General features: G+C 62.7%; 20 protein-coding genes and 1 pseudogene. 10 read left to right on the top strand and 11 right to left on the bottom strand.

Going from position 1 to position 14,749, the window contains the following annotated elements:
• The first annotated feature begins 38 nt into the window (after window positions 1-38).
• Window positions 39-1,043 (top strand): Lrp/AsnC family transcriptional regulator, encoded by a 1,005-nt coding sequence (locus J3D46_RS05955; protein WP_253465708.1) that lies wholly within the window; start codon window positions 39-41, stop codon window positions 1,041-1,043.
• 63 nt (window positions 1,044-1,106) lie between these two features.
• Window positions 1,107-1,526: a VOC family protein gene (locus J3D46_RS05950; protein WP_231340815.1), complete on the top strand. Its 420-nt coding sequence runs from the start codon at window positions 1,107-1,109 to the stop codon at window positions 1,524-1,526.
• Here the strand turns inward: J3D46_RS05950 and J3D46_RS05945 are convergent.
• The 5 genes from J3D46_RS05945 to J3D46_RS05925 form a co-directional block, all read right to left on the bottom strand.
• Entirely contained in the window at window positions 1,523-1,915 is a 393-nt protein-coding gene (locus tag J3D46_RS05945; protein WP_231340814.1) for a DUF1304 domain-containing protein, read from the bottom strand. The genes J3D46_RS05950 and J3D46_RS05945 overlap by 4 nt on opposite strands.
• A 49-nt stretch (window positions 1,916-1,964) precedes the next feature.
• The gene (locus tag J3D46_RS05940) at window positions 1,965-2,840 is read right to left on the bottom strand and encodes a class II fructose-bisphosphate aldolase (protein WP_253465705.1); all 876 of its coding nucleotides are present in this window, start codon (window positions 2,838-2,840) and stop codon (window positions 1,965-1,967) included.
• On the bottom strand, window positions 2,840-4,306 hold the full coding sequence (locus J3D46_RS05935) for a GntP family transporter (RefSeq protein ID WP_231340812.1): 1,467 nt from the start codon (window positions 4,304-4,306) through the stop codon (window positions 2,840-2,842). The genes J3D46_RS05940 and J3D46_RS05935 overlap by 1 nt, the downstream gene beginning before the upstream one ends.
• Window positions 4,307-4,409: 103 nt before the next feature.
• Window positions 4,410-5,312 carry an NAD(P)-dependent oxidoreductase gene (locus tag J3D46_RS05930; RefSeq protein WP_231340811.1) on the bottom strand — a complete coding sequence of 301 codons (903 nt, stop codon included), beginning with the start codon at window positions 5,310-5,312 and terminating at the stop codon, window positions 4,410-4,412.
• A gap of 35 nt (window positions 5,313-5,347) precedes the next feature.
• Window positions 5,348-6,850, bottom strand: a complete 1,503-nt coding sequence (locus tag J3D46_RS05925; RefSeq protein ID WP_253465703.1) for a four-carbon acid sugar kinase family protein — start codon at window positions 6,848-6,850, stop codon at window positions 5,348-5,350.
• 131 nt (window positions 6,851-6,981) lie between these two features.
• Between J3D46_RS05925 and J3D46_RS05920 the strand changes: the two genes are divergently transcribed.
• The 3 genes and pseudogenes from J3D46_RS05920 (at window position 6,982) to J3D46_RS05910 (ending at window position 9,670) form a co-directional block, all read left to right on the top strand.
• Window positions 6,982-7,782 carry an alpha/beta fold hydrolase gene (locus tag J3D46_RS05920; RefSeq protein ID WP_253465700.1) on the top strand — a complete coding sequence of 267 codons (801 nt, stop codon included), beginning with the start codon at window positions 6,982-6,984 and terminating at the stop codon, window positions 7,780-7,782.
• A 76-nt stretch (window positions 7,783-7,858) separates the two neighbouring features.
• Entirely contained in the window at window positions 7,859-8,560 is a 702-nt protein-coding gene (locus J3D46_RS05915) for a FadR/GntR family transcriptional regulator (RefSeq protein WP_159704310.1), read from the top strand.
• A 109-nt stretch (window positions 8,561-8,669) separates the two neighbouring features.
• Window positions 8,670-9,670, top strand: a pseudogene (locus J3D46_RS05910) (IS481 family transposase).
• Here the strand turns inward: J3D46_RS05910 and J3D46_RS05905 are convergent.
• Both J3D46_RS05905 and J3D46_RS05900 read right to left on the bottom strand, forming a co-directional pair.
• Window positions 9,667-9,945, bottom strand: coding sequence for a hypothetical protein (locus J3D46_RS05905; RefSeq protein WP_253465696.1), 279 nt, complete (start codon window positions 9,943-9,945; stop codon window positions 9,667-9,669). The pseudogene J3D46_RS05910 and the gene J3D46_RS05905 sit on opposite strands and share 4 nt — an antisense overlap.
• Window positions 9,946-10,113: 168 nt before the next feature.
• Window positions 10,114-10,350 (bottom strand): hypothetical protein, encoded by a 237-nt coding sequence (locus J3D46_RS05900; protein WP_231340807.1) that lies wholly within the window; start codon window positions 10,348-10,350, stop codon window positions 10,114-10,116.
• 170 nt (window positions 10,351-10,520) lie between these two features.
• Here J3D46_RS05900 and J3D46_RS05895 point away from each other — a divergent pair, with 170 nt between their 5' ends.
• From J3D46_RS05895 to J3D46_RS05885, 3 genes are all read left to right on the top strand, one after another.
• Complete coding sequence (locus tag J3D46_RS05895) at window positions 10,521-10,754, top strand: cold shock domain-containing protein (RefSeq protein ID WP_231340806.1); 234 nt, start codon at window positions 10,521-10,523, stop codon at window positions 10,752-10,754.
• 100 nt (window positions 10,755-10,854) lie between these two features.
• Entirely contained in the window at window positions 10,855-11,256 is a 402-nt protein-coding gene (locus tag J3D46_RS05890) for a hypothetical protein (RefSeq protein ID WP_253465693.1), read from the top strand.
• On the top strand, window positions 11,253-11,657 hold the full coding sequence (locus J3D46_RS05885; RefSeq protein ID WP_231340804.1) for a hypothetical protein: 405 nt from the start codon (window positions 11,253-11,255) through the stop codon (window positions 11,655-11,657). Before J3D46_RS05890 ends, J3D46_RS05885 begins: the two co-directional genes overlap by 4 nt.
• Before the next feature lie 155 nt (window positions 11,658-11,812).
• Here J3D46_RS05885 and J3D46_RS05880 read toward each other — a convergent pair whose 3' ends face one another.
• Both J3D46_RS05880 and J3D46_RS05875 read right to left on the bottom strand, forming a co-directional pair.
• Window positions 11,813-12,169 (bottom strand): hypothetical protein, encoded by a 357-nt coding sequence (locus J3D46_RS05880; protein WP_231340803.1) that lies wholly within the window; start codon window positions 12,167-12,169, stop codon window positions 11,813-11,815.
• A complete protein-coding gene (locus J3D46_RS05875; protein ID WP_231340802.1) occupies window positions 12,141-12,650 on the bottom strand; it encodes a hypothetical protein in 510 nt (169 codons plus the stop codon). Before J3D46_RS05875 ends, J3D46_RS05880 begins: the two co-directional genes overlap by 29 nt.
• A 98-nt stretch (window positions 12,651-12,748) precedes the next feature.
• On the opposite strand from J3D46_RS05875, the gene J3D46_RS05870 reads away from it, so the two are divergent.
• Window positions 12,749-13,231 carry a hypothetical protein gene (locus tag J3D46_RS05870; RefSeq protein ID WP_231340801.1) on the top strand — a complete coding sequence of 161 codons (483 nt, stop codon included), beginning with the start codon at window positions 12,749-12,751 and terminating at the stop codon, window positions 13,229-13,231.
• A gap of 74 nt (window positions 13,232-13,305) precedes the next feature.
• Here J3D46_RS05870 and J3D46_RS05865 read toward each other — a convergent pair whose 3' ends face one another.
• Both J3D46_RS05865 and J3D46_RS05860 read right to left on the bottom strand, forming a co-directional pair.
• The gene (locus J3D46_RS05865; RefSeq protein WP_231340800.1) at window positions 13,306-13,695 is read right to left on the bottom strand and encodes a hypothetical protein; all 390 of its coding nucleotides are present in this window, start codon (window positions 13,693-13,695) and stop codon (window positions 13,306-13,308) included.
• 246 nt (window positions 13,696-13,941) lie between these two features.
• Complete coding sequence (locus J3D46_RS05860; RefSeq protein ID WP_231340799.1) at window positions 13,942-14,181, bottom strand: hypothetical protein; 240 nt, start codon at window positions 14,179-14,181, stop codon at window positions 13,942-13,944.
• 104 nt (window positions 14,182-14,285) lie between these two features.
• Between J3D46_RS05860 and J3D46_RS05855 the strand changes: the two genes are divergently transcribed.
• The gene (locus J3D46_RS05855) at window positions 14,286-14,684 is read left to right on the top strand and encodes a hypothetical protein (RefSeq protein ID WP_231340798.1); all 399 of its coding nucleotides are present in this window, start codon (window positions 14,286-14,288) and stop codon (window positions 14,682-14,684) included.
• The last annotated feature ends 65 nt before the right edge of the window (window positions 14,685-14,749 follow it).

Raw genomic sequence — 14,749 nt, 5'->3', positions numbered from 1 at the left:
AAAACAACACGAGGCAGCGAATATTGAACGAATCATCCATGATCACCGAGTTGGACCTGGAAATCCTCAATGCACTCCAGATCAATCCGCGTGCGGAATGGAGCCGGGTGGCGGATGCGCTGGGGCTGTCCGGCCCAACCGTTGCGCGGCGCTGGCAAGCCCTGGCCGGGGACCGGCTGGCATGGATCACACCGTCTCCCGGGCAGCGCTACCTCAACGCAGGTTGGTCCGCTTTCATCCAACTCTCGTCATTGCCCGGCGAAACCGAGGCACTGATCCAACGGCTGTGCGCGGAGCCGGCCTTCGGCACGGTTTCGATGGTCAGCGGCTCGCACGATGTGTTCATTGATTGCTTCGCGTCGAGCCACGACGAACTGATGGACATTGTCACCGACTCCTTTCCGAAGCTTCCGGGGGTTACGCACCGCGAGGTCGTTTTCGTCACCAAGCTGTACCGGCAGGCCTCCGAATGGCGCAGTGGAACGCTGGAACCCGCTCGCGCTCGACAGGTCTCGTCGCAGTCCAAGGCCGCGCCCGCAGGCTACTCATTCGATCGATTGGACGCCGCGCTGCTGGAGGAACTCGCCAAGGACGGCCGCGCCAGTTGGGCCGACCTGGGCGTCGCCTGTGGCGTTTCACCGCAAACAGCACGACGCCGGGTGGAGCGGTTTCTGGCGTCCGGCTACGTCACGCTGAGGTGCGATGCCTCTACTGCAGCGAACAGGGGCCTGCGGGAGGTCACGCTCATGCTCAACATCCCGGCGCAATTCGTTGACCAAGTGGGCCGCTATTTCGCGGCACAAAGCAACTGTCGTCTTTGTGCCCAAGTGCTGGGCACGCAAAATATGGTGGTCACCTTGTGGGTGCGCGACTACTTGGAGGCCCAGGCGTTCGAACGGGAACTGGCAGAGCGCGCACCGGGCAGCACAGTGATCTCCCGGCAGGCGGTAGTCCGAACCTACAAGCGCTTGGGCCACCTGCTTGATGGAAGCGGACGCAGTTTGTCCGTGGTGCCCCTTCCGCTGTGGAGGGAAGCACCTTAGCGGAATCCACAACTGGTGTTTGGGGTCTGGACGGGGCGCAAAAACACCGGCAGGATCAGACGCATGACTACGTCCATTTTCGTCAACCTGCCCGTCAGCGACCTCGAGGCCTCCAAGGCCTTCTACGCAGCACTTGGTTACTCCATCAACCCGAACTTCACCGACGAGACAGCCGCCTGCGTGGTCTTCAGCGACACCATTTACGCCATGCTCCTGACCCACGACAAATTCAGCCAGTTCACCAAACAGCCCATCGCAGACACCAAAAACTCGACGGCGGCAATCGTCGCCATTTCAGCCGACAGCCGAGAATCCGTGGACGCTCTGGCCAGCAAGGCCCTTGAGGCCGGCGGATCCGAAACGTACGACGCCCAGGATCTTGGCTTCATGTACAGCCGGGCATTCCGCGACCTGGACGGCCACCACTGGGAAGTCCTCTGGATGGACGAAGCTGCAGCGCAGGCCGGTCCCCCGGAGCACTAGCCCAGCGTTATCGCCAGCACCCCGAGCACGACCGCGAGCAGCGGAGTGGTGCCTTGCAGCGTCGCTGCCCGGAGATACTTTTTGCCGCTCGCTGCGAGCACCAAGGCTGCCAGGAGCATGGAACCGCAGCTGCTGAAGACAAGGGTCCAGCCGACCTGGGGTGACCCAGCCCAGACGGCGATGATGCCAATCAGTGCACCAATGGCGAGGAACAGGTTATAGAAACCCTGGTTGTACGCGAGCGGCTTGGTAGTTTCCGCGTCGGCCTGGGAAGTGATGCTGAACGTTTTCCAGGTCTTGGGCTTGGTCCATGTGATGGACTCCATGGTGAAGATATACACGTGCAGCAATGCCGCAAAGAGGGCAAAAATCAGGGAGGCCAGGATCATGGTTTGATCCTAGCCTCCCTGACGTACAGTGCCGGTGATGCGGCGGGACTCAGGCGCTGAGCAGCTCCAGCGTGGCGCCCGCGAATGCCGCGGCCGAACCGTTCCAGCGCGCCAGCAGACCCTGGAGATTCTCGCCGTCCGCGCGGTGCGCCGCAGTTTCAGCTTCGAGAGTCGAGAGGATTCCGGTCCGGAGCTCAGTATTGAAGTTGACCTTGCCAACCCGCAGGGACGAAGCCTTGGCAAGCTCGCTGGCGGGGATTCCCGATGCGCCGTGCAGCACCAGCGGCACGTCGGTGCGCGCGGCAACGTCCTGCAGCACGTCCCAGCGGATGTTGGGCACTCCCTTGTACTTGCCGTGCACGTTCCCCACCGCAACGGCCAGGAGTTGCGCGCCGGTTCGTTCAACGAAGTCCGCCACCTGCGCCGGGTCAGTGAGCCCCGCAACTGAAGCGCCGGCGTCGTGCGCTGAATCATCGGTACCGAACGCCTTGTCTTCATCCCCCGCAAGGCCGCCAAGCTCCGCTTCGATCACGACGTCGGAGGCACCTTGCGCGTCCAGCACGGCACGGACTTCGCGGACCAGGGCGATGTTGTCCTCGAAGGGCAAGGACGAGCCGTCCGCCAACACCGCGTCCGCACCGGCAGCCACGGAATCACGGATGACCTGCAGGTCCGAGGCATGGTCGAGCTGCACGGAGACCGGAACGCCGGCGTCATCGGCAAGGCCGCGGAGGGCTGCGATGAGACGCAGCCCGTTCGGAGTGGAGGCAGTCTTCGGGGCCACCAGCAGGATGACTCCAAGCCGGGATTCCTCCGCAGCCGAAACAACAGCCAGTGCGGTGGTGAAGTCGTAGCAGGTGAAGGCCGGAACGGCGGAGCCGGAGGCCAGTGCAGAGGTGACCAGCTGGTCGAGTTTGGTGCGCATCAGTGGGCCAGGCCTCCCACCAGGATCCAGGCGACGTACGTCAGGGCGAAGCCGGCCAGGCCCAGGATGGTGGTGAGGACGGTCCAGGTCTTGAGGCCGTCGGAAACCGTGAGGCCGTAGTACCGGATAACGGTCCAGAAGCCCGCGTCAGTCACGTGGGACAGGCCCAGCGAGCCGAAGCCGATGGCGATCACGATCACGGCGATCTGGGCCGGCGAGTAGCCACCCTCCATGACCGCGGACGTAAGCAGGCCGGTGGTCGTCACGATGGCGACGGTGGCCGAACCCTGTGCGGCGCGCAGAGCCAGGGAGATGATGAAGCCGAGCACGATCACCGGCAGCCCAAGGCTGTCCAGGGTGTGCGAAAGTGCGGCACCGATGCCAGACGTGCGGAGGACTTCACCGAAGACACCGCCTGCGGCAACCACCATGAGGATGGAGGCGATGGGAGGCAGGGCCCCTTCGAAGATCTCCCCGGTTTCCTTGAGGGACCAGTTACGGCGGACCGCCAGCAGGAAGAAGGACAGGGCGACGGCGACCAGCAGCGCGAAGAACGGGTTGCCGATGAACGCGGCCACGCCGTACCAGTAGTTGTCCTTGGCAATGGTCAGCGTACCGACGGTGCCGAGGAGGATCTGGACGATCGGGGCGGCAATCAGGAACATGATCAGGCCGGGACGGGGTGGAGCGATGGCACGGGCGCCCGGGCCGTCGTGGCCAACGTGGACCAGGGATTCGGAACCGAATTCTTCCACCTGCTGCTTCACGCCCGGGAGAAGCTCGTAATCCTTGCGGTTCATGATGCTGGCAACCCAGTAGGACAGGAACCCGAGGGGAATGCAGATGATCAGCGAAATCATCGTGATGAGTCCAATGTCCGCGCCGAAGACGCCGGCACCGGCCACGATGCCCGGGTGCGGCGGGACCGCGACGTGGATGGACAGCATGATGCCGGCCATGGGCAAACCGAACTTGATCGGGTGGACATTCGCGATCTTGGCGAAGGCGTAGACGATCGGGACCAGGACGATCACGCCGACTTCGAAGAACACAGGGATGGCCACCAGGAAGCCCACCGCCGTCAAGGCGACAGCAACGCGCTTGGCGCCGAGCTTGTCAGTGAAGTGGGTGGCCAGCGACTGGACGCCACCGGACACCTCGATCATGCGGCCAAGGATGGCACCGAGGGCGATCAGCAGAGCGACCTTACCCATGGTGCTGCCAACGCCGGTGGTCACTACGGTGAAGATGTCCTTGAGCGGGATCTGGGCTGCGACGCCCACCAGGATGCTGACGGCCAGCAGGGCAACGAAAGCCTGGATCTTGAATCGGATGATCAGCACCAGCAACAGGGCGATCCCTGCCGCGGCGATGGTCAGCAGAAGCGGTGTTCCCAGCTCCACTGCGGGCTTGATGGCGGGGGCATCGGCCGCCCGAACCATCAGCGAGTTGACGAGGGGATTCATTGGGGGTGTCTCCTTTGACATACCAGTCTAGAGAAGACCGGCGGAGGTGGCGACGACGGCGAAGGGGGGACCGCCGTCGTCGCGGGTTCTTTGTTGGGGGTGGTTAGGCGGTGCGCTTGGAGGGCGCAACAACCTTGATGACGGCGGAGTCGTCGGCAGCGGCGAGGCCCTGGGCCTGGCCGAGAAGGTAAAGCTGTTCAGCGGCGGCGGCGACGGGAGCGGCAAGTCCTGCGGCGCGGGTGGCTTTGCCCACGATGCCCATGTCCTTGACGAAGATGTCCAGGCGGCTGAGCACCTCGGCGCCGTCTTCGGTGTAGGCCTCGAGGATGCGCGGGCCGCGGTTGGAGAGCATGAAGGAACCAGCGGCTCCGGCTTCGAGGGCAGCGAGGGTCTTGGCCTGGTCGAGGCCGAGGGCGTCGGCGAGGGCCATGGCCTCGGCAGCGGCAGCGATGTGCACACCGCACAGGAGCTGGTTGACGGTCTTCAGTGCCTGGCCGTCGCCGGGCTTGTCGCCCACGATGCTGAGGGTAGAGGCCAGCAGTTCCAGCGCGGGACGGGCTTTCCCGAGTGCTTCCGGCTCGGCGCCAACAACGATCAGCAGGTCACCTTCGCCGGCACGCTTCGGGCCGCCGGACAGCGGAGCGTCCACCAGGGCCACTCCGTATTCTGCAAGCTTTTCCACCGTGGCCGGGATTGCTTCCGTGCCGACGGTGCTGCCAAGGATCACGACGGCGCCCGGCTTCAGGACCGAAGCCACGCCGTTCTCGCCGAAGAGGACATCGTTGAGCTGTTCGCCGTTGCGGACGGCCAGGAGCAGCGCATCAGCGCCATTCGAAGCTTCGCGGGCGGAAGCAAAAGTCTTGATGCCGGCTGCTGCCGCGAGTTCCAGGCGCGGCTCGGCGATGTCGAAGCCGTGGACCGTGAGCTCGGACGCGAGGCGGGTTGCCATGGGCAGGCCCATGGCGCCGAGGCCCAGGACGGTGACGGTGTAGTTGCTGCTGGTCATGGTGTTCTCCATTGAATTTTTTGGGGCCGGGAGTTCTAGAAGGTGGCGCTGAGTTTGCGGGTGACCTGGGTGAGGGATTGGTCGTCGCCGACGTTGCCCGCGAAGACGATGTACGGGATGCCCTTGGCGGGGCCGTCGACCGGCTCCCAGAGCGAGACGATGCCCGGCAGCATGGGGCCGCGGACAATTGCGTGGCGGATTTCCAGGCCGTGCGCAGCCACATCCGAGGACGTGATGCCGCCCTTGGCGATGACGAACCGCGGCGGGAAGGTCTTCAGGGTGCGGTTCACGACGGTGACGACGGCGGCCGAAACGGTGCGGGCGATCTTCAGGCTCGCTGCGGCGTCGTCGGTTTTGATGAGCAGGCGGCTGGTGTGGACGATCACGTCGCCCTGGCGGAGGGCATCGACGACGTCGGACACGACGGTTTCGATATAGGCATCGGCTTCGGCTTCGAGAAGCTTCTCGACGTCGATCTCGATGGTCCGTGCCGAGCCATGCGCGGCTGTGAGGTCATTGAGCTGGCGCGTGGTGACACCCACATGGGAGCCGACCACGATCAAGCCGCCCGCTGTGGACGGGGTGTTGCCCGCGAAGGCTTCTTCGGAGGTCAGCGCGGTGCGGATTTCCTGGCCAATGCGGCCGCGGACGAACGGCGGGCCCACGCGGTAGAGGAGTTTCTTGCCGCGGCGTTCGGCTTCCTCGAGGCCAAGAGCCAGGGCGCGGAAGTCGTTCTCGGTGACGATGTCGGCCACGATCGGCGTGGAGTTGGTGGCGGATTCCAGGGCGTCGGCGATGGCTTTGGCGGAGATGGTGGGGTCCTGCGCGGAGGCTCCGGCGCGGATGATGTTCAGGTCCAGGACGATGACGTCGCTGGCGGGGAACCGGCCGTGCGACTTCTCCTCCACGTACTTGGCCATCTCGGAGTTGGCGAAGCCGAAGCTCGCGTCCTTGGCGAATTCCGTCTCGGCAACGGGAGTGAGGGAGCCGGCATCCTCTCCGGTGCCGCGCATGTAGTGCACGCCGCCGATGGTGACGCGGCCGGCGTCGGGGAAAGCGGGAACAATCACCACGCCGTCGGTTGCTTCGCCGGTTTCGGCTGCAACAGTGGCTGCGATGACGTCCGGTTCCAGCGGGTAGTGGCCACGGAGGGTGGAGTCACTGCGGCTCACGAAACCGAGGCGCAGCCGAGGACCAGTACCGTCGCTGGCGGCTGCGGCCAGGGCGTTGCGCACAATTTCCTCGTTGCGGGCTGCGGCTTCGGCCGGGTCCAGGCTGCGGGTGTTGGTGAGGACGTAGACGGCGGGCTTGGTCTGGTTCTCGCGGATGTGGGTGAAGGCCCAGGTGAAATCCTCCACCTCCCAGCGGGTGAGCACGGCGAGATCCGCCACGGACTGCGTTCCCGTGGGGTCGTCGTCGAGGACAACCAGCACGCGCGGGGTGGTGGCTGCGGACGCTGCTACGGCGTCGGCCACCAGGTGAGCGGGAATCTGGACTTCCGCCGGGAAGGCGGCCAGAACGTCTGCTTCAAGGGTCACTGTGCACTCCATCGTGGGAAATCTGTGTAGCGGTTTAGTGAATGTAAGATGTCAGACATCTAACATTTGAATGCTAGTGTGACACACGGCTCTTCGCTGCGCAAGGTGCCCGCCGTCACTAGGCTGGGTGCATGGCTGACAGCGCGGTTCCGCTTCCCTTCATGGATGTGCGGATGCCCAGGAATGCTGCGGACGATGTCCCGGCGGTGCTGATCCATGGCTGGGCTTCGGGTTCGGTGTATTGGGAACCACTGGCAGGGAAACTACTCGACGACGGCAGGCCGGCCTGGATTCTTGACCTCCCGGGCTACCACCCCGGAGAGGAATTACCCGGTCACCATGAGTGGACGCTGGACTCCGCAGCAGCCTCGGTTGCAGCGGCACTTGATGCCCGGGGAACCGGCCCAGTGCATCTCGTGGGGCACTCGATGGGCGGAAGCGTCTCCTTGACCTTGGCGGCAGCCCGTCCCGAACTGGTTGCCACAGTGACCTTGGTGGGCATGGTCCCGGCGCCACCAAACGAGGGATTCAAGAACCTGCTGGTCTCGCAGCTGGAGCAGGGATTCTTCGACGCCGGCACGAGGGCGAAGTTGATGAACGCTTGGTACGGGGAACTGGCCGGGGACGAGATGGAGCAGCTCAGCAAGGGCTTCGACGCGCCGTTCGAGGTTCTGGCCGCGAGCGCGTTGGCGGCAATGACCGGCGTCGAGCCTTCAGTGCCCGGGCGCGTCCACGCGCCCTTGCTGGTCATTGCCGGGACCGCAGACCGTGTGCGGTCCATCGACCATATGGCTGCCTTCGTGGATGCCGGCCCACATCGGCACCTGAAGGCCATTCCCGGAGCGGGTCACAGCGTCCACTGGGAGCAGCCGCAAGAATGCGCCGACACACTGCACGAATTTTGGAGAACGAGCTGGCCACCGCCAGCGTAAGATGTCTGACAACCATCCCGCCCCAGGGGAAGATCCACGGGGCGTCGGGCGGTCCGGAGTACAGGAATGGGGATACATGGCACGCAAGTCGCTGGTCGGCGTCGTGGCTGATGAGCTGCTGGACCGGATCATCGCTGGCGAGTTTCCGCCTGGAACGGTGGTCCCTGGAGAGTTGGAGCTCAGCGCCAAGCACGAGGTAAGCCGCATGACCGTGCGTGAGGCCATGAAAACCCTTGAGGCGCAGCGGATCCTGAGCGTCGAGCGGGGCCGCGGAACCTTTGTGAATCCCCTGAACCAGTGGGCATCGCTGGAAGCTGTGCTGCGTGCTGCGTCTGAGGGAACCAAGGACGCTGCTGCGGCGATCCAGCTCATTGAGCTCCGTCGGATGCTCGAAACCGGTGCGTGCGAACTCGCGGCGGAGCGCATCTCAGACGACGAGCTGGTTGCGCTTAAGGAACACGTTGAAAAAATGCAGGCAGCCCATGAGGCCAACGACCTCGCAGCTTTTGTGGAGGCAGACCTCGCCTTCCACGACGTCATCCTCCACGCTTCGGGCAACGTGTTCGTGGCCGTCCTGTTTGAGCCGCTGCACCGGGTCCTCGAGGCCAGGCGCACCGAGACCTCTGCGTTCCCGGAAATCCAGGAACACGCGATCGGCCATCATCGGAAAATTGCTGCCGCATTGGAGTCACGCAATCCCAACGACTCGCGTCTCGCCATGGACGCCCATATGCAGCAGACGCTGGATGACCTGAAGACGTACGTGCTGGAGGCCTAACTGTAGTGTCCCGGCAGGTTGGTGACACGGATTGATGTGACGCAATAAGAGGACCTCCGGGTGTTGTGTGGTGCTTGTCGAGAGCAAACACACAAACCAGGAGGTCGTCGTGTCCCACTCTAACGCGATCCTTACCCCTGCCGGCCGCCTAAAACTCGCCCACTGCGTGGTCGATGGCCACTGACCTTTGCGGCGGGCCGCTGAACGCTTCAACGTTTCGGTACCAACGGCTGCCCGCTGGGCCAAGCGCAATGTCGAGCTCGGCGAAGCCGGCATGCAGGACCGTCCCAGCCGACCGCTGAGCTGCCCGCACCGCAGTTCAGTGCGGACAGAACATCGCGTCGTGGGCCTTCGGACATCCAAGCGCTGGGGACCGGCCAGGATCGCCTACCACCTGCACTTGAACATCTCCACGGTCCATCGGATCCTGCACCGCTATCACTGCCCACCGCTGCGCTTCACGGACCGTGCCACCGGAATCAGGATCCGCCGAGAACGCGCACGCCATTATGAATACGCCTGGCCCGGGGAAATGATCCACGTCGACGTGAAGAAGCTCGGCAGGATCCCCGATGGCGGTGGCCATAAGAGCCTTGGCCGGGTGGCCGGGGAGGCCAACTCCCGGGCCCGGAATCTGGCTGAAGGAACCCGCAAGAACAGAGGCCTGCTCCGTGGTTACACGTTCATCCACCATGCCGTCGATGGCCACTCCCGCTACGTCTACTCCGAAATCCTGCCCGACGAAACCAAGGAAACCGCCTCAGCTTTCATGCGCAACGCCATTGCCGCGTTCGCCGCCCACGGCGTGAAGATCCAAAGGGTGCTCACCGATAACGGCTCCTGCTACCGGTCCAAGACCTTCGCCCAGGTCCTGAAAGAAGCCGGGATCCGACACAAACGCACCAGGCCCTACCGACCCCAAACCAACGGCAAAGTCGAACGCTTCAACCGCATCCTCCTCGAAGAATGGGCGTACGCCCGGCCTTACACCTCAAAACCCGACCGGCAAGCCTGTTTCCCGGTTTCATCGAGCACTACAATCACACCAGGCCACACACCGCGCTCAAAGGCGCCTCCCCAGCCAGCCGCGTCACCAAGCTACCGGGTTAGTACACGTAGCCTTCAACGCCTTGCGGCGTTCGACCCGTTCCTAGGAAACGCTCCGGAACCTCGTCGTTGAGCGAGAACGGTCCCCACGCATCATTCTTGGGCAGGGTCTCGTCGACTTCATGCCATCGTTCCCATGCTGCTTGGCGGGTCACCCCCAGGGCTGTGGCGATCTCGGCCCAAGACAGGCCGGCCTTCCGCGCGTATCGCACGGTTCGGAGTTCGGTGAGGTCGCACGCTTGACGGACCTGCTGGATGGCGGTCAGGGTGGTCGTCACTTCCGTCTTCCACCCCTCCGGGCTCGTCAAGGACACCACAATGCTCCGAGGACCGGTCATGGCCCTGTGGACGGTTGGCCCGCCGCTATATCGTGCCATGGCTCGTGGTGAGCTTGTCCGCCTCTACTGTCAAGGCATCTTGGCAGTCAGTGACGGGCCAGACGGTACCTACATGTTGAACATCAGACGCCATTTGACCGGCACACCGTTGACGGTGGTGATGACAGTGCAGTATTGGACGATGATGCCGCGCTGTGCGTAGTACTCAGCGGCCTGGTTGCATGTTGAAAGCGACTCGTAGGTGTACACCCTGAGGGTGGCCGCCTGGGCGGGAATTGCACCGCTGACGAGTGTGGATCCGGCGATGCCCAACCCGAGCAATGCTGCAGCAATTCTGCGTTTCATGGTTACTCCCCCAAATAGTCCTGAATGGATAGAGCGAAACTATCAGCGTGGGCGGGGCATGGAACATGGGAAGGGGTGCCCATGCCGGAGCGTGCGCTGTCCGCTCAGGTTGGCTACTCAGCTATTGCCCTGCTCCGAAACTGCTTTCACGACGCACCTAGACTGGTGCGATGAAAACTCAAGGGGTCGTCCGTTTCTGGAGCGACGAACACGGATGGGGCGTCATCGACTCCGCACCGACTCCCGGCGGGTGCTGGGCCCATTTCAGTGTCGTCGAGGTTGCCGGCTATCGGTCGCTCACTGCCGGCGAAAACGTGGAGTTGGAGTGGGAGGCCGTTGAGCAGGACGGGTACGCCTTCAGGGCGATCTCGGTCAGGACTGCTGAGAGCGAGACTCAACCATGAGGCTCGGTCGCACGATCAGAACTGACCAACCGATGGGCAATGTCCCGAAGTGCCACGCCGGGTGCCGGCCCACCCACAGAAAGCCGGGGCGAAATTGTTGATGCAGTACTGGGACCTGGAGCCACTCACCGAGTACTACCTGGAGGACAGTTTCGTGCTGGACGTCCGGGCCACCCCGGGCAGGTTTTCCATCATGCTCGACTTTGTCCTCCGGGAAGGCCACCCGCAGTACGCCTCTCCCCTGCCGGGAGAACAGTACTCCTACCGAAAAGGCCGCCTAGTGTTCAGCGGCGTCAAAGAAATTTCATGGAGCGGTCAGGGCCGCATCAACCCGCCGATCGACGCCAACGACGAGATCGATTACGGCGGAATCGACTCCTTCACAATCGAAGACAACGTCTACCGCTTGGAAGGTGATTTTGGGCTACTCGAGGTCAGCGCCGCCTCAGTTGGTGCCGAGCTAAAGGAGGGCATGACTACCGGCCCAAAGGTGTCATCATGAGTACCTTCCTGGAACGCTTCGCTGCAGCGACCAATGAAGAGGGTCTACGGTCCGGATGGTCACCGGCTGCCTACTTGGAGGCTTGGGCGGCCTTCACGGAGGACTGCGAGAACGGGTACCAAGGGAACATCTACGAATACGAAAACGACATCAGCGTCCGGTACGTGATCGAGAAGGTAATGACTTCGCTTGGTCCGGTCGAAGACGCTGCAGTTGCCGTCTTCGCGGATGCTGTCGCTGAAATCGATGCCCGTTTCGCCGCCGTTCTGAACTCCGGCCCAGCAATACGAGACGAAACCGTCCCCTGGTGGCGCCGACGGCTCCCCAGCAGCGGCGGACCCGAGTTTGCTGCAGATGCCCGGCAGCACTTCTCCGTGATGCCTTCTCCCGTCGAAACCTAGAACCGGGAGCTGTCCCGAGCATGGCAGGATTGCTCCGTGATGACCGAGACGATGAATGAGGCGATGCGGCCCCTTCGTGTTTTGGCGGAGCCTTTCGTCAAGTCCAGCCGTCTGGATCCCCACCCGCCGGTCCCCCATCGGCGGGCTTTCCTGCGTCAGTTTTGACTGCCGAGTGCCTGCAGTTCCGTCTCTGCTCGCTGCAGCAGTCGCTCAGCTTCCTCCTGGCTGTAAGGCGTGACGTGGATCCACTCCCAGCCTGCCCCGTAGTAGTCGTCATAGACGGCAATGCGTGCGATCCGGAGTAACCGTCCCAGCTCGGCCAGGGAAAGGGCCGCACCGACCTCCAGCTGCACCATGAGGTCCTGGCGCCATGCGGTGAAGGCATCGGCGTCGTCAAAGCCGTGCTGCCGTGCGAAGTTGTCGGCGGCTCTGGCCGGACCTCCCCAGACACCTAGTGCCGTATGGAAGAAGACCCGCAGTTCCTTATCCAACGTTCTGGCTGGCCTGTCCACGGCCGGAGTCCGGTTCAGTAGCGTCCGGCTTGAGCCGCAGGAGTCGGATCGTCTGCACGATGAGGCCGAACTGGAGGAACAGTATGAAGTACGGGAAACTGCCGTTGACTTCGAGCGTATCGACGATGCTAAAGAGATCGGACGCCAGGCTGACCACCGCAATGACCAGGGCAGCGATGAGCGGCACCACCGACGTGCTTCTCCGGGCGACAATGTTCCAGATTCCCACCCCGATCAGCGCCAGAATGAGAAGAACAACGAGAGCATCCGCCACGACGACTTCACTCTTTTGGCTCGCGGTAAGGGTTTCGAGAAGATACCCGTAGGTCGAGTACGCCCAGATCATGCTGTAGATGTTGAACGCACCAACAATAAGAAGGGCGATACCGACACTGGTTCGTCCCCTGCGGAGTTGTTTCGTGTCCGCGGTTGGAGCAGCAGCTGCAGGTAAGTCGCTTGGGCGCGGCAGTTGAAGGCTCATACGGGTTCCCTCTAAGAGTGCAGGGAGTACCCAGTGCGCCCCCATCGGGAACAATGTAGCAGTCGGCAACCATCGCCAAGTTGTGGTTACCTCTGAGCATGGGATTATTTCGGAAGAAGGCCCACGGCCCTGCCCTGGCTGTTGAAACAGAGAGCACCGTAGAAGCGGCGGGCACTGTCGAACCAGAAATCACCGTGGAAGTGGCGAGCACAGTCGAAGTCGAGGATGTGGCACCGACGCCGCTGCTGTTGACGGCTGAAGAGCTCCCTGAGGGTTTCGTTTACCCGCGGGGACTGCTGCGGCTCGTGGAACTGGAACTGTTCGAACTGGAACCGTGGTGGATCCTCACCGGTGATCGGCTCCGGGACCGCAACCGTGGCCTGGCCGTACGCTATCCGGACCGGAAGCTGATCTTCTTCGCCAGGCGTCAGGACAATGACGACACTGCCTGCTGGGATTTGAACACCGGCAAGGTCGCGATAGTTCACGACTTCGCCTCCCCCGGGTGGGAGGCCCGTGGCGAATTCGAAGACTTCGATGCCTGGTTGCACTCGGCCATCGATGACCTCATCGAGTTCTAGGGGCTACCAAGTTTTAGCGGACGTGCCAGCAGGGCGGCAACACCCTGGGCATCTTTGTGAGCCTGCTTTCTGCCCTAGTTATCCGCACGAGCGAACCCTGCTAGCCATTCCCGAGCGGACTCTCTGGAGTTGAAGTACGCCTGGGGGATGTCGCTGTTACGGCCCATTCGCGCTGCTTGGACACGGTCGATACTGGTTGCACCGACAATCGCGACTGCTGAGGGACTAACGGAAGACAGTGCGTGTTGCCTGACTCCTGACGCCAAATGGTTCCCGTTGGCTTCGACTAGCAGAGCTATGACGCGGCCTTCTGTGAGCTCACGGCTCGCGGCGGCGACCTCCATGGCGTCTGCAGCAAGGATCGGAACGTTCGTTGCCCAAATGAGGTGCAGGACCCCGGCGGCATCCAAGCGCAGGGTTGCTTTGCCGCTGGCCAGGCAGAATTCTTTGACCGTATCCTCCATGAGGACACCTTAACGACGCGAGGGCCATAAAGCAGCGCTCACTCGACAAACTTTTGGAATAGGACAACGGCAAGCAGGTCCCGTTATCCCTACACGCACACACAGCAGTAAAGTCGCTGCCCGGAAGAGCGTCTTCTAGAGGACACCAATGATGGCCAGCCGCTGCTCTTTCGCCTCAAGGACGTGTCAAGTTGCTCTCTCGTTAGTCCTGAGGACTTTTCGCTGGAAGTAGGGAACCACATTGCTCTAACGAGCGCCCCACAGCCAAACCTCATCAACAAGATCACGCTTGACGACGATCAGTTTGTACGCTTTGGTGTCGGACTCGAGCATTACAAGTCTGAGGAGCTTCCCCATCTCCTCAAGGTGGTTCAAGTACTCCTGAATCGAATCGACAAGAGACTCGCAAAACGTCAGATAGTCAGCCGCACTGCATAGATCGAACTGATGATCACTGCTTTCGCCGAACGGGGCGGTGTACTTCACGGCATCGCCTCGGGAGCCACGGCGTACCGATAAAGGCTTTTCACCCATGACACCGCACCGCCCGCGATCGCCTTGATACGGTGGTCCCCGCTGGAAAGGAAACCATGGGAAATTTTGAGACGTCCGTTTACACCGCTGGATCATGGTCAGGGAACGAGGCCGCCGACGAGTGGCAGCTCCGGATCTCTGTCCACGACAGCGACATCGCCACGATTGACTACCGTCCCCATGAGGGAGCGTCCGGGCGTTTCTATTTAGGTTTCCAGCCGAGGGACTACTTCGAAAACCCTGACGCCAGCGCGCCGGTGGACCTGATCACCGAATCGGAAAGCTTCTCTGCCTGGGCCGCCACAGTGGCGGGTGCGGTTGTCCCCGCCGACGAGCTCAGGGCATTCATGGCGGTCGAAGCTGTTGAAGAGCCCGACGACACCTTCGTGGAGGACACCGTTGTCCGGCTTCTTGGACGGCTCAACATTCCGCTTCCGGAGTGGCTGGCCGACTGATCCCCGCGAGGGGCAGAAACACGGTCTGTCTGAGGATCGAGTACCCTTTGACTACTTCAAACACT

The organism is Paenarthrobacter sp. A20 (genome assembly GCF_024168825.1).
In the GTDB taxonomy this organism is placed as follows: domain Bacteria; phylum Actinomycetota; class Actinomycetes; order Actinomycetales; family Micrococcaceae; genus Arthrobacter.
The sequence above is the reverse complement of the archived record's forward strand: the minus strand, read 5'-3'. Positions and strand labels throughout refer to the sequence as shown.